At 33.5% G+C, this 14166-nt stretch carries 13 protein-coding genes; 12 read left to right on the top strand and 1 reads right to left on the bottom strand.

Features of this window, described 5'->3' with window-relative positions; translation table 11 throughout:
- Position 1 precedes the first annotated feature (1 nt).
- The 10 genes from gatB (at position 2) to QY322_00960 (ending at position 10003) form a co-directional block, all read left to right on the top strand.
- On the top strand, positions 2–1297 hold the full coding sequence (gatB, locus tag QY322_01005; GenBank protein WKZ25869.1) for an Asp-tRNA(Asn)/Glu-tRNA(Gln) amidotransferase subunit GatB: 1296 nt from the start codon (positions 2–4) through the stop codon (positions 1295–1297).
- Between the two features lie 2 nt (positions 1298–1299).
- The gene (locus QY322_01000; GenBank protein WKZ25868.1) at positions 1300–1824 is read left to right on the top strand and encodes a GGDEF domain-containing protein; all 525 of its coding nucleotides are present in this window, start codon (positions 1300–1302) and stop codon (positions 1822–1824) included.
- A complete protein-coding gene (dnaE, locus tag QY322_00995; protein WKZ25867.1) occupies positions 1817–5281 on the top strand; it encodes a DNA polymerase III subunit alpha in 3465 nt (1154 codons plus the stop codon). The genes QY322_01000 and dnaE overlap by 8 nt, the downstream gene beginning before the upstream one ends.
- Positions 5282–5503, top strand: a complete 222-nt coding sequence (locus QY322_00990) for a hypothetical protein (protein ID WKZ25866.1) — start codon at positions 5282–5284, stop codon at positions 5501–5503. It begins immediately after the preceding gene.
- A 106-nt stretch (positions 5504–5609) separates the two neighbouring features.
- The gene (gene rplS, locus QY322_00985; GenBank protein WKZ25865.1) at positions 5610–6002 is read left to right on the top strand and encodes a 50S ribosomal protein L19; all 393 of its coding nucleotides are present in this window, start codon (positions 5610–5612) and stop codon (positions 6000–6002) included.
- A gap of 20 nt (positions 6003–6022) precedes the next feature.
- Positions 6023–6559, top strand: a complete 537-nt coding sequence (ruvC, locus tag QY322_00980; protein WKZ25864.1) for a crossover junction endodeoxyribonuclease RuvC — start codon at positions 6023–6025, stop codon at positions 6557–6559.
- 5 nt (positions 6560–6564) lie between these two features.
- A complete protein-coding gene (locus QY322_00975) occupies positions 6565–6831 on the top strand; it encodes a hypothetical protein (GenBank protein WKZ25863.1) in 267 nt (88 codons plus the stop codon).
- Positions 6770–7192: a putative metallopeptidase gene (locus QY322_00970; GenBank protein ID WKZ25862.1), complete on the top strand. Its 423-nt coding sequence runs from the start codon at positions 6770–6772 to the stop codon at positions 7190–7192. Before QY322_00975 ends, QY322_00970 begins: the two co-directional genes overlap by 62 nt.
- Positions 7193–7202: 10 nt before the next feature.
- On the top strand, positions 7203–7772 hold the full coding sequence (locus tag QY322_00965) for a hypothetical protein (protein ID WKZ25861.1): 570 nt from the start codon (positions 7203–7205) through the stop codon (positions 7770–7772).
- Positions 7773–7783: 11 nt separating this feature from the next.
- Positions 7784–10003 (top strand): hypothetical protein, encoded by a 2220-nt coding sequence (locus QY322_00960; GenBank protein WKZ25860.1) that lies wholly within the window; start codon positions 7784–7786, stop codon positions 10001–10003.
- A gap of 7 nt (positions 10004–10010) precedes the next feature.
- Here QY322_00960 and QY322_00955 read toward each other — a convergent pair whose 3' ends face one another.
- The gene (locus QY322_00955; GenBank protein ID WKZ25859.1) at positions 10011–10787 is read right to left on the bottom strand and encodes an HAD hydrolase family protein; all 777 of its coding nucleotides are present in this window, start codon (positions 10785–10787) and stop codon (positions 10011–10013) included.
- A 37-nt stretch (positions 10788–10824) separates the two neighbouring features.
- On the opposite strand from QY322_00955, the gene QY322_00950 reads away from it, so the two are divergent.
- Positions 10825–11862: an SIS domain-containing protein gene (locus QY322_00950; protein WKZ25858.1), complete on the top strand. Its 1038-nt coding sequence runs from the start codon at positions 10825–10827 to the stop codon at positions 11860–11862.
- Between the two features lie 16 nt (positions 11863–11878).
- On the top strand, positions 11879–14152 hold the full coding sequence (gene ppsA / locus QY322_00945; protein ID WKZ25857.1) for a phosphoenolpyruvate synthase: 2274 nt from the start codon (positions 11879–11881) through the stop codon (positions 14150–14152).
- Positions 14153–14166: the final 14 nt, after the last annotated feature.

Here is a 14166-nt window from a genome sequence, read left to right as displayed (position 1 = left end):
AATGAATAATAAATATACAACAATCATTGGTCTTGAAGTACACATAGAGCCAAACACAAATTCAAAAATGTTTTGTTCGTGTCCACAAGATCATTTTGGCAAACAGGCAAACACACAAACTTGCCCTATTTGTTTAGGATTACCCGGCGCACTGCCCTTTGCAAATAGCCAAGCAATTGAAAAAACTATTAAACTTGGACTAGCTTTGGGATCTAAAATAAGTAAGAAAAGTATCTTTTACAGAAAACACTATTTTTACTCTGACTTACCAAAAAGTTTTCAAACAAGTCAAAAAGACAATCCCTTTTGTGTTGGTGGAGAACTACTGAGCAAAAAGATAGACCATATACATCTAGAAGAAGATGCAGGTAAGCTAATCCACCAAGTAGTTGATGGTAAAAAAGTATCACTTATAGATTTCAATCGTTCAGGTTGTGCACTAATAGAGCTTGTTACCAAACCAGTATTCAATGAAATAGATGAAGTCTTAAGCTTCTTAAGAGAACTGCAGTTAATTGCTAGATATTTAAACATAAGTAATGCAGATATGGAAAAGGGAACAATGAGGCTTGAAGCAAATATTTCACTTTCAAAAGATGGACAACTCCCTAACTACAAGGTGGAACTTAAAAACATTAATTCATTTAGATTTTTAGAAAAAGCACTAAAAGCAGAAATAAAAAGACAATCAGAAGCTTTAGACAAAGGACTGAAACTAGAACAAGAAACTAGAGGCTATGATGAAACAACTCAAACTACCTTCTCACAACGAACAAAATCAGGGTCTGATGACTATAGATACTTTCCAGAGGCTGATTTACCACCAATTGAGACGTCTGACGAGGACATTAAAAGAATACAAGGTTCTATCCCAGAATTACCCAATGAAAAAAGAATTAGATTTAAGACCCAGTATAATATTTCAAAAGATTTTATAGAAATTCTAGTTTCAGACCCAAGCAGAGCAAGTTATTTTGAAGAAGCTGCAAAATTTGATAATAACTACAAGTTAATCGCTAACTTAATGGTTAATAAAAAAATGGATAGTGAATTTAGAGAACCTGCAGGACTTATTAAAAAAATTAAAGAAATAGAAACAACAGAATTTGCAACACCAAATGATGTTGAAACTGCAGTTTCTAGTGTAATTTTAGAAAATCCTGATATAGTTACTTCATATAAAAATGGTAAAGGGCAAGTTATTGGCTTTTTAATAGGACAAGCACAAAAGAAATTGCAAGGAAAAGCAAATCCAAAAGAATTAAATGATATATTATTAAAATTCTTAAATAAATAACTATGGCTGACAATATACGTGAGGATTTTAAACCTGATGAGTTGGAATGGAAAGATGAGGAGGAAAAATCCTTACGTGATTTTATGACCGGTGCATTTAGTAGAAATGCCTTTGAGGTATTAGCACCTAGACAGTTTGAAGAATCTCTAAGAAACAACACACCATTAACACTAGTTGTAATTGATTTGAATGACTTTAAGGCGGTCAATGACACACTAGGTCATCCTGAAGGTGATAGAAGGATGACTATGTTCGCCAAAGACTTACAAAATAAACTAAGAGATCAAGATTACTTTTTTAGATATGGTGGAGATGAATTTGTATTATTAATGCATTCAACAGATAGCCAGGTTGCTGAATCAAAGGTTTTACCAAAGATAAACAATTCCCTGAAGCTTGCGAACCTCAATGCAGCAATAGGTTTTGCTGGAAGAGTCCCAGAAGATACACTCGAGACTCTATTAGGCCGAGCTGACCAGCTAATGTATAAGAATAAAGATGAGTTTAGAAGCAAAAAAAATGTCTAAGTTTGTACATCTTCACAACCACACAGAATATTCACTTCTTGATGGGATGTCTAAAATAAAAAAACTTTTTAGCCATATTAAAGAAAATAATATGGATGCAATTGCAATTACTGATCATGGTGCAATGTATGGCGTTGTTGAATTTTTCAAAGAAGGTAAAAAACAGGAAGTTAAACCCATTATTGGTCTTGAGGGTTATGTGACTCGTTCAATGGAAGAAAAAGTAAAAGATAACTTTCATATAACGTTGCTCGCAAAAGACTATGAGGGTTATAAAAATCTAATGAAGCTAACTTCTATTGCTCATATGGAAGGTTACTATTACAGACCTCGCTTCACAAAAGAAATACTTGCCAAACACAAAAAAGGAATAGTTTGTTTTTCTGGTTGCCCTGCTGCTGAAATTCCAAGGCATTTGATAGACAAAAATTATAAAGAAGCCAAGAAGCTAACTGAATGGTATTTGGATACATTTGGAGAAGATTTCTATATGGAAATTCAACGTCATCACTATGAAAAAATTATTCCTAGTGTTAAAGATACAATTCTTAGAACTGACTTACAAAAGGTTGCTGACAATTCAGTGTTGTTTGAAGAAGGTGTTGTAAAATTATCTCGTGATTTAGGTATACCCCTTGTTGCTACAAATGATGCCCACTATATCAAAAAGGATGACGCAACTGCCCAAGATGCATTAGTCTGTATTGCAACTGGAAAAAATGTGACAGATGTTAAACGTTTACGATACATTGATAATCCTGACTTCTATATTAAAACTCCTGAAGAAATGCAAGAAGTATTCCCTGACTTACCAGATGCTATTGAAAACACAGTAAAAATTGCCAACAAGTGTAATTTAGAGATTCCAATCGGAAGTTGGTCATTTCCAAAATACGATTTACCCAAAGGAAAAACAGATAGTGAATATTTAGAAGATTTATCTTGGAAGTTTCTTCCAGAACGTGTTGAGATTTTAACTGATGAAGTCAAAGAAAGACTAAAATACGAACTTAGTATTATAAACACTAAAGGCTATGCACCTTACTTCTTGATTGTTTACGATATGGTTAATTGGGCCACCAACAATGGAATTATAACCAACACCAGGGGTTCAGCTGCAGGTTCACTTGTTTCATATGTCTTAGGTATTACAACAGTTAACCCTTTAACCTACAATTTACCGTTTGAGCGTTTTTTAAACCCCTATAGACCATCTCCACCTGATATTGACTTTGACATATCTGATAATAGACGTGATGACGTCATACGCTACATAGCAAAGACCTATGGTGAAGACAAAACCGCCCAAATATGTACTTTTGGGAGAATGCTTGCAAAAGCAGCTGTAAGGGATATTGCGCGAGTATTGGGTTACCCCTATGCAATTGGAGATAAAATAGCAAAATTAATACCCTTGGGGGCTCAAGGATTTCCGATGACAGTAGATAGAGCCCTAAATGAAACACCAGATTTAAAATCATTGTACGACAGTGACTCAGATACTAAAAAAATAATAGATTTAGCCAGAGACATTGAAGGTAACGCCAGACATTTATCTGTTCATGCTGCAGGGGTAGTAGTTTCACCTACCAAATTAACAGATTTCGCTCCAATTCAAAAAGAACCATCTGGGGAAAAAACAATTACACAGTACGAAATGCATGCTTGTGAAGATGTTGGTCTAATTAAATTTGATGTTCTAGGAATTCGTAACTTATCCATTTTAGGTAATGCAATTAAAATTGTTGAGGATTTACGGGGAATTAAGATTGATTTACATAAACTACCAATTGACGGAGCAAAAGATGAAAGTGCCAAAAAAACATATGAAATGCTTTCTCGTGGTGAAACAATGGGAACCTTTCAACTTAATGGATCAGGAATGACCAAGTTCTTAAAAGAACTAAAACCTGAAAGGGTTGAAGATATTATGGCCATGGTGGCTTTGTATCGTCCTGGACCATTAGCTGTAATACCAGAATATATTGCCAGAAAAAATAATCCAAAATTAGTTAAATTTTTAGACCCCAGAATGGAAAAGTTTTTAGATAAATCATATGGATTAATTGTCTATCAGGATGATCTTTTGTTCTGTGCCTTGGAGCTTGCTGGTTACACTTGGGAAGAAACAGATAAATTTAGAAAAGCAGTTGGTAAAAAAATACCTGAAGAAATGGCTGCCCAGAAGGAAAAATTAACCAAAGGAATTATTGCAAATGGCCAAACACAAAAATTTGCAGATGAGTTGTGGAAGCTTTTTGAACCTTTCCAGTCATATGGTTTTAACAAAGCTCACGCCGCATCATATGGCATGGTTGCCTATTACACCTCATATATGAAAGCAAATTATCCCGTTGAATATATGAACGCACTTCTTTCTGCTGAAAGTTCTGACTCTGAAAAAGTAAGTCAAGCTGTTCATGAATGTAGAAGAATGGGAATTATAATTTTAAACCCAGATATTAATGAATCTGATTTAGATTTTTCTATTTCAAAAGATAAAGATTCATTGGAAGAAAAAGCTATAAGATTTGGCTTGTCTGCTATTAAAAATGTAGGTAATATTGCAATTGAAATTATATTAGAAGCCAGGAAAGACGGTCCCTTTTTAAGTTTTATGGATTTTATAAACAGAGTAGATGGTAGAAAAGTAAATAAAAAAGTTTTGGAAAGTTTAATTAAAGTTGGCGCAATGGATAAATTTGGCAAAAGAACTGCACTCTTAAATGCTATGGATGTAATTAAGTCTAAGCTTTCAAAGCCAAAAGACAATAATGGCCAATTTGGTCTTTTTTCTGAAGAAGATGAAACTAAAATATCTGCATTTGTATCTGATTCATCAGTTATAGATAATTCTGTTGATGATTTTTCAGATGAGGAGAGAGAAAATTTTGAGAGAGACCTCTTAGGTTTTTCAATATCTGCAAAACCAATTGTTGAACTACTTGAACCATTAGAAACAGAAATTACACACAAAGTATCAGAAATAGTTCCAGATGAACTTAGGGGTAAGGAAATTAAAATTGGAGTTGTTGTTAAAGAAGTAAGATCAATTTTAACCAAAAAAAATAACTCAGAAATGGCATTTGTTAAAGCAGAAGATACTTCTGGACTAATAGACATAGTAGTTTTCCCCAAACTGTACCAAAATGTCAAAAATCTACTTGTAGATGGAAAAGTGCTCTTAATAACTGGTAAGGCTGATTTAAGAGAGGACGAATTATCATTTTTAGCAGAAAGTATGGTTGAATTTAAAAACGATGGTAGTCATCTAGTTAAAATTCCTGCAGGAACTTCAAAAGAAAAACTTCTCAAATTAAAAAACATTTTTTTAAAAAACACAGGTAACGATGAAGTTAGTTTGTATTTTGAGGCTGATGGAAAAAAAATTAATGTAAAACAGAAAGTAAGTTGGGGTCAGACGTTGGAAGATGAAATTAGAAAAGTTTTTAATTAAATGCCATTTTACGTTAAATATCTTAAAGATGGTGTTACTGTAGTTGAGAAGCTTCAAAAATGTGACTCCCGTAGAACTGCAGCAGGAATGATTACTTCACTCAGAAAAATTTCAGATGGTGGTAGTGTTAGTTTGACATCTGACACTGAAAGAATCACACGATGGTTAGAGGCTTTAGAAAAAGAGAAAGAAATAACACCACAAAGCTCAAAAGAAAGATAGTTTGACAAAATCACTTTGAGAGATAATTAAAAGTTAAAATAGTAAATTTCATTGAGTTTAATAACCTGCGCTTTTCAGCTAGACAATTTTGATATATAATACCCATATGGCATTAAAAATTAAACACAATGAAACAGAGTTTGGAGTTGGAGATAGGATAAAAGTCTTTCAAAGAATTAAAGAAGGTGAAAAAACTCGTGTCGCCTTTTTTGAGGGTATGGTTTTAGGTATTAAAGGTGAAGGCAATGGAAAAACTTTTACAGTCAGAAGAATTGGTGAAGCCACAATTGGAATTGAAAGAATTTTTCCAATTTCTCTTCCAACAATTGAAAAAATTGAAGTTGTTAAAAAAGGAACAAGAGGTGTAAAACAAGCAAAACTTTATTACACCAGAGATAAATCAACAAAAGAAATAGACAAAATTTACTCAAGGAATAATAGAAAAGAATTAGCTAAATCTGCTCCAAAAAAGACTGTCAAAAAATCTTCGAAAAAATAATCCTGCTATACTATTAAAGTATGAAAATACTAGGCATTGATCCAGGAACAGCAACTACTGGTTTTGGTTGTATTGAAGTAACTGATATAACTACAATTTCAGGAAAAGGATTAAAAGTTATTGAGTGGGGCTTAATTGAAACAAGTAAAGATCTTCTAAAAGAGGAAAGATTAGAAATCATATTTGAAAAAACAGTAGATCTTATTAACAAATACAAACCTGACGTTTTTGTTTTTGAAAAAGTTTTTTTTGCAACCAACGCTAAAACAGTAATTGCAGTAGGTCAAGCACAAGGCGCCATTCTATTGGCTGCAAGAAAGACTAAAACTTTTGTGGCAGAATATGCCCCTGGAACTATTAAAAAATTAATTACAGGATCAGGTCGTGCAAATAAAAAAGAGGTTCAGATACACGTTAGAAAGATATTGGGCAATAAGGTTAAAAGCGAAAATAAGAAAAAGACACATTTTGACAATGCGGCTGATGCTTTGGCTATTGCCATGACCCACGCTATGACTATAAACGAAGTAAAATTTATAGATTCTAAAAAGAGTTAAGTAGAATGTTTAAAATAGGTAAAGTAATTAATTATTATGAAAAGATAGGTATCGTCATAATTGAGTTAAGTGGTAATTTAACAGTTGGAGATGAAATTAAGATATATAAAGATGGTCAAGAAGTTTTGTTTCAAAAAATTGATAAGATACTAATTAACCAAAAAAGTGTAGACTTTGCATCTTCCAAAGATGTGGTAGCATTACATTTAAATGAAAAAGTACAAAAAGGGTCAGAAGTCTATAGGAAAGGTCAGTTGGGAGTTAGATCCTGAAATTAGAAAAAGAACAAAAAAATTAATTGAAGTTCTTGACTTAAATTGGTTAACTTTTGATAGAATATTCTTCTATAGATCACAAAATTCAAAAGCACGCGCCTACGCCAGAACTTGGGGATTACCCAACCTTTGGCAAAGGACTTTAAATGTTCCACCTGCATATATGGTTGAAGTTATTTCTGAACATTTTGATAAACTAAGTGAAAAAGAACAGGACAAAGTACTATTACACGAGTTAACACATATCCCTAAAAACTTTTCAGGAGCACTAATACCCCACACTAGACACAAAAAGGGTAGTTTCCATGACAGACTGGAGATCCTGATTGAACAATATCATGCATCTCAAAGATTTTAATTTAAAAAAAATGAAAATTATAGTATTACATGGAAATGATACACAGAAAAGTTATTTAAGACTGACAAAGTTTATTGAAGTTGCTAAAAAACGTAAATGGCAAGTTGTTGACTATAGTCTTACTGAAGTTGAAAATCAGTCACTATTTGATGAAAACAAGTTCTTCATCTTAAAAGATCATAGTCTATTAGATGTGAAAATACTTGATAAGTTAAAAAAATATTCAGGAAACTTAGTAATTTACCATAATGCAAAAATCCCAGCTCCAACTTTAAAAAAAATAAATCCTGACACAGCAGAATTGTTTGAACTACCTGTCATATTATGGAAGTTTTTAGATAGTTTTAACAGTGGAACTGGTTATTCTATTAAGTTGTTTCATGAGTTGCTTAAAACTCAACCAGTAGAATATATACTGGCAATGATTGCTTGGAAGTTAAAAGATAAGTACCGAAGAAATCCCACTCCCGATGTGGGATTATTGATTTCAGAATTAGCAGAAATTGATGTAAAAGCAAAAACTGGAAAAGCTGATTTAGTTCTCTCCCTTGACTTACTATTGGCAAAAAAGATACGATAAATCTTATTTTTATGAAGTTTAGCAAACCCGTAGCCAAAAATGATTTAGAAGGTCATTTTCTTGACCAAGTTGAAAAAGATACACCCCTAAAAGTTAAGGATAATATTTTGATTGATCTTAACAACCGTAATAAATTTGAACTCACACTTTATAAAGATCAATTAAGCGACTTTGATCTTAACACTCCCGGATTAGGCATTCAAAATTGGTTTGAAAGCTATCGTGAAGAAGCGAAGGTGTCTACTGCTGGTATAAGGGGTCTACAAAACCCACTCTACCCTTGGGATACAAGGTACCCGCTTAATTTAGTAGGAGTTGCACTTGCAACGATGGGCAAGGTCTTGGTGGCAATGGATATAAATAATAATAAAGAAAAAATAGTTGCCAGCGAGGTCAGATACAATTCAAAACAGTATGTTGAACTGATTGCTAGAATTCAGTCCGCCTATGGTATAAAGACCTACTTAACAGAGGATTACCAAACAATCCCTATTTTCTTAATTTCTTTTATTATCTTTATGTATGATTTATATGGTGGAGAGTATGTTACCTCGTCACACGCTATGTGTAAGAAAATTGCAACTAAGGATTTAAATACCCAAGGGAGTCAATACATTCCAAGCGAATCTCTTAAGTTTGTTGAGAAAATTGAAAAAATATTAAAAGTAGTTAACAAAAAGGGCAAATATTCAATAAAGTTTTCATCAATCGATGATAAAAATATGGACTTCAAGTTTCTAAAATCGATTAACAATGGGATTGATGACTATATAGAATATTTAAAAAAAGGAGTTGCGACAAATGTAAATATATCGGCAATTAAAACATACAGAAACAGATTAATAATCGATTCTGTTGGCGGAAGTTTAACAAACACTTTTTTACCAGTTCTTAAGTCGTTTGAAATAGACGATAAATTTCAGTTCATTCACTCTGAAGAGGATTCCTTTAATCATGGTGTTGGCAAGATGATAGGAGATGACGGATCTTTTTTTGATTGGGGTTGTGATACGACAATAGTCAATGCTGATTTAAAAACTTCAAAAATTAAAACGCCAGTTATAGAAACTATCAAATACAATGATCTGTTAAAAGACTACCCAATTGGAACTGTTGTTTTAATAACTGACCCCGATGCTGATAGATTAGTTACTGCCGTTGTTGAGTCAGAAGATAAAGTTGAAGTGTTACAAAAACTGGGAGTTGTCTACTCAGTAATTGGAGATAATAGAATTCTTGTATTGTTCACCCCAAACCAGTCATTTTTGATGAACATTGACTTTCAAAAAATGGCTTTAGAAAATGCTAAGTTATGGACTAAATATGATTGGTTTATTTTAAAAACTTCAGCATCACAAAGAAGTTGGGATGAGTGGGCAATAAAAAATAATATACCTGTAATTAACACTCCAGTAGGTTTTAAAGAATTGGCCGATACAATGATAAATATTGAAAGAAAAATTGAGAATTCAGCGGGACAAGATATTTTTATAAATGACGTCTATGGAAAATCTATAAATATTGGGAAAAAACCAAGAATGCTATTTGCTGGTGAAGAGAGTGGTGGCGAAATATTTGGACCACCTGAGTTGATATTAAGTAAAAATGGTAGAATGGCGATTTCTATGCGTGAGAAAAGCGCCGGTGAGGCAATTATTATAACTTCAGCTATGGTGAGTTGTTTGGATGAAAAACACTTAACACTCGTCGACTATTTAGCCAGCATATTTGAAAAGAATAAAATTGTATTTAAGTATGAGATCAGAATCAATCAAAAATACTATAATGAAAGTGAGCCTGATATTAAGATACTACTTCAGGAAAAGGAAAAAGGGATGCAACTTAAAACCAATAATAATTCATACTTTTTAAGCTTGGCACTAGGGCATCGTGACAATTTGATAACAATTGACCAGGTAAGAGAAATATTAAATGAATCATTGCCAGGTTTAATTTTTGATGACTTATCAGATATTATGTTTTGCGGAGATGGTACTTACTTTTTATTTAATAATAAATGTATGGAAGTAAGGCCATCTGGTACTGATGCGGTTAACAAGGCATATTGTTATGGAAAGGATCAATGGGAAAATATTAAATATGCTCAATCAATTGCACAATTTAATGGAACAAGAAATAGACTTCATAAAAAATACATTTCGGACGAGTTTTATAATAACGCAGTGAAGTATAGTTTTCAACTTTACACACAATACAAACAAAGTCAGTAGGGGTAAGTTATTTATCCCCTTTTAATTCCAGGAGCTTATCCATAAGATATTCACCGCCTAGGTGTTCTCCATCTATAAAATAATCTGACTCTAAATGCTCTTTGTCGGTTGTGACACCAATTCCAGCAACGTCAGTCATATCTTTGTCATTGATTCCATTTCCAACCGCTATGGTCTGAGAAATGTCGATTCCAAGTTGCTCGCAAAGTTTCTTAAGTCCAACACCTTTATTAAATCTATACGGTGCTATGTCGTAGGCTTCCCCGTTCCACCAGCAATAAAATTCATTCTTTATATCGTGTTTTTTTACGACTTCATCAACTGCAGGAATTGCTTCAAAGCAGTGGAGTGTAATTAAGAATTGTTTCGGCTCAAATCCTCTTGCTTTATCATTTTCATTAGCTAGTTTTTGCAAATCTACAGTAATTTTTCGAAGAGTTTCAAGTTCATAATCAGTAAATATATCAGTCTGTTTTAATTCTCCGTCTTTAACTGTAAAAATTCCTATTTCTCCAATTACGCTCGCATTGCCCCAAAGCATTTCCTGGAATACTTTTGTTAGATACATAGTGCTTCTTCCACTATTAACTGTTATATGAAAATATTTCTTAAGTTTTATTATTTTTTGGAGTATTTTGTCCTCAAGTGGGGAAGTTTTTACCTTTAGTTCTGTTCCTTTTTCTGAAATCTCAGTACCTTTTTTAATAGTTACGCCATCTACATCAAAACAAACAACTTTTATGTTCTTGACATCATCTTCAGTGAGTTCGCTAATTGGTTTCATTGTGAAAATGATAACATTGGTATATTATTTATTCAATATGGATTTAAATCAAGACTATACAAAATTAGACCCATCAGGAGTTGAAAAAGCACTCCAAATGTTTTCTGATCAGATTCGTGAAACTTTTTCTCAAGCTTCAACTTTAAAATTTGTAATTTCTGATTTTGATAATATCATTGTTTCAGGTATGGGTGGTTCTTCAAATGCGGGTAAAATTGTTCAAGGGCTTTTAGAAAGCAATTATGAAAAACCATTTGTTGTATATAACGACTATGGTCTTCCAGAGTGGGTAAACCAAAAAACATTGGTAATTTTGAATAGTTATTCGGGAAACACTGAAGAAACACTTTCAGGATACCAAGTTGCTAAATCTAGGGGCGCACAGATAATAGGAATTTCAACTGGCGGCAAAATTGGTGAACTGATCACTTCTGGTGAAATTCAGGGTGCAATCATTGACCCCAAAGACACAAATCCCACAGGTTTTCCAAAATCAGGGTTAGGTGTGTCACTTGGTGGGCTTATGGGTGTATTACAAACAATTGGGATTATGCCAAACGCTGGAACAGAAATAGATTCAGCCTTAAAGGAACTTGAAGGAATTCGTACTAATTGGAATGCAAAAGAAATTGCCAAAAAGCTTCACGGTTTCATTCCTGTACTATTTGGTGGCAGACCTTTTATAGGTGCATTAAATGCAGGGCGTAATGCAATGTGTGAAATCAGCAGAAATTTTACAGAATTTTACGATTTCCCTGAAGTTAATCACGTTTTGGTTGAGGCTACGCAGAAGCCTGCATCTGCTTTAAATAAAAAATATTTATTCTTTGAAAGTAAATTTAATCATGAAAGAGTACAACTTCGATACAGAATAACAAAAGATATTTTTGCAGAACAAAATTTAAACACCTTTACATATACATTAAGTACCACTAGTGTGTTATCACAGTCACTTGAACTTGCGCATTACTGCGCTTGGGTTGGTTTTTATATATCTATTCTTGATGATACTGACCCTGGCCCTGAACCTTGGATATTAAAACTTAAATCATCACTTTCTAAAAGTATCAATTAAATGGTATAGTTAAATAATGTCAAGTCTGCCCTTAGTAATTGATTTTAAACACATAGATCGCGATTCACTTTCTTTGGTTGGTGGAAAAGGTGCAAACCTTGGAGAAATGACCAAAGCAGGATTTCCAGTTCCTTCAGGTTTTGCTGTTACTGTCCCTGCCTATGAAATTTTTTTGAAAGATAACGATATTGCTGCAAAAATATATGAAATATTGGGTGTTATTGATGTTGAGGACCCTGCCCAGCTTGAGACAGCCTCTAGAAAAATACAAAAAATAGTAAGTACTGCGCATTTTCCTGAAGCAGTTTTTAAAGAAATTGTAAGAGAATATAAAAAGATATCTGGTGTGTTTAACAAAGCCTTAGTTGCTGTTAGGTCATCTGCTACAGCAGAAGACTTGCCTGGTATGAGTTTTGCAGGTCAACAAGCAACCTTTTTAAACATTAAGGGTGAATCTAATTTACAAGTAGCTGTTCGTGAGTGTTGGGCCTCGCTTTTTACGCCTCGTGCTATATATTACCGTGTTCAAAACAAAATAAAACATGAGAAAGTTGGTATATCTGTAATTGTTCAAAAAATGGTTCAATCTGAAGTTAGTGGAATTATGTTTTCAGTTGACCCAGTTACTAACCAGAAAGACAGGATAATTATTGACGCTGTCTGGGGCTTAGGTGAAATGATAGTTCAGGGAAGTTATATACCAGATCACTATGTAGTACAAAAAGAAACATTTTCAATTCTCTCAAAAGAGTTAAATACTCAAAAAATGCAGTTTATTAAGTCTGGAAATGTCACAAAAGAAATTCTTGTTCCAAATAAACTACAAGATAAAATAAAATTGACTGATAAACAGATTGTTGAATTGGCAAAATTAGCTCAAGGACTACAAGATCATTACTATTTTCCACAAGACATTGAATGGGCTTTGGAAAAAGAAAAACTATACATTGTCCAAACCAGACCAATTACAACCATTGAAAAAACTAAGGCTGTTCATAGTGCAAAAGATAAAGGTCAAGTTGAACAATCAACAGCTCCTATCTTAAAAGGCATACCTGCAAGTCCTGGAGTTGGTACTGGTGTCGTCAAGATATTAAAGTCACCTAAAGAGATTGATAAAATAAAATCTGGAGATATTTTAGTAGCACCTATGACCTCCCCTGACTACGTTCCTGCAATGAAAAAGGCTTCTGCAATTGTCACCAACGAGGGTGGGATGACAAGTCACGCTGCCATAGTTTCAAGAGAAATGGGTATTCCTTGTGTTGTGGGAACAAAAGAAGGAACTAAAATCCTAAAAGATGGTGATTACGTAACTGTTAATGGTGCAAGTGGAGAAATTTTTGCAGGTACAAACACGAGTCAAATAAAAGATGAAGTGAAGACAGAAATTAAAAAAACTTCCAGTAAAAACATCAAGACCGCAACCAAGCTCTATGTTAACCTTGCAGAACCAGATAGAGCGCAAGAGGTTTCAAAAATGGATGTAGATGGAATTGGACTTCTTAGGGCTGAGTTTATGATTGCAGATATTGGTATGCATCCTAAAGAGGCCATAAAAAGAAAGGTTCAACATAAGTTTGTTGATAAAATGGTTCTTAAGTTAACTGAGTTTTGTAAAAGTTTTTACCCTAGACAAGTTGTTTACCGTGCTACAGATTTTAAAACCAACGAATATAGGAGTTTAGAAGGTGGTAAACACTGGGAACCAGTTGAGGCTAACCCAATGCTTGGCTACAGGGGCGCCTTTAGATACATATCTGACCCTGAAGTTTTTAGCTTAGAGTTAAGAGCCTTAAAAGAAGTTAGACAAAAATATCCAAATCTCCAAATTATGATTCCTTTTGTTAGAAGTCCTGATGAACTAAGAAGAGTCAGAAGACTCGTACAAGCCGAAGGGTTATTTGATGATCCTAGTTTTAAATTTTGGATGATGGTTGAACTGCCTGTCAACATCATAATGTTAGATGAGTTTATAAAAGTAGGAATAGATGGTATTTCTATTGGTAGTAATGATTTGACAATGTTAATCCAAGGTACAGACCGTGACAATTCTACAGTTGCTACCGCATTTAATGAAATGAGCCCTGAGGTATTGTGGGCTATTAAAAAAGCTATCAAGACTTGTAATAAATATGGTGTTACCTCTTCTATTTGTGGTCAAGCTGCAAGTACCTATAACGATATGATTGAAATATTAGTTAAGGCTGGTATAACATCTATATCAGTAAATCCTGACGCCGTTACAAGGGTCAGGGGTATGATTCATTCTGCAGAACAAAAAATATAATATATATAATATAA

The sequence above is a fragment of the bacterium genome (assembly GCA_030583725.1).
Classification (GTDB): domain Bacteria; phylum Patescibacteriota; class Microgenomatia; order UBA8517; family UBA8517; genus JAUYMM01.
Note: the sequence above shows the minus strand (reverse complement) of the source record. Positions and strands in the feature narration are given on the sequence as shown.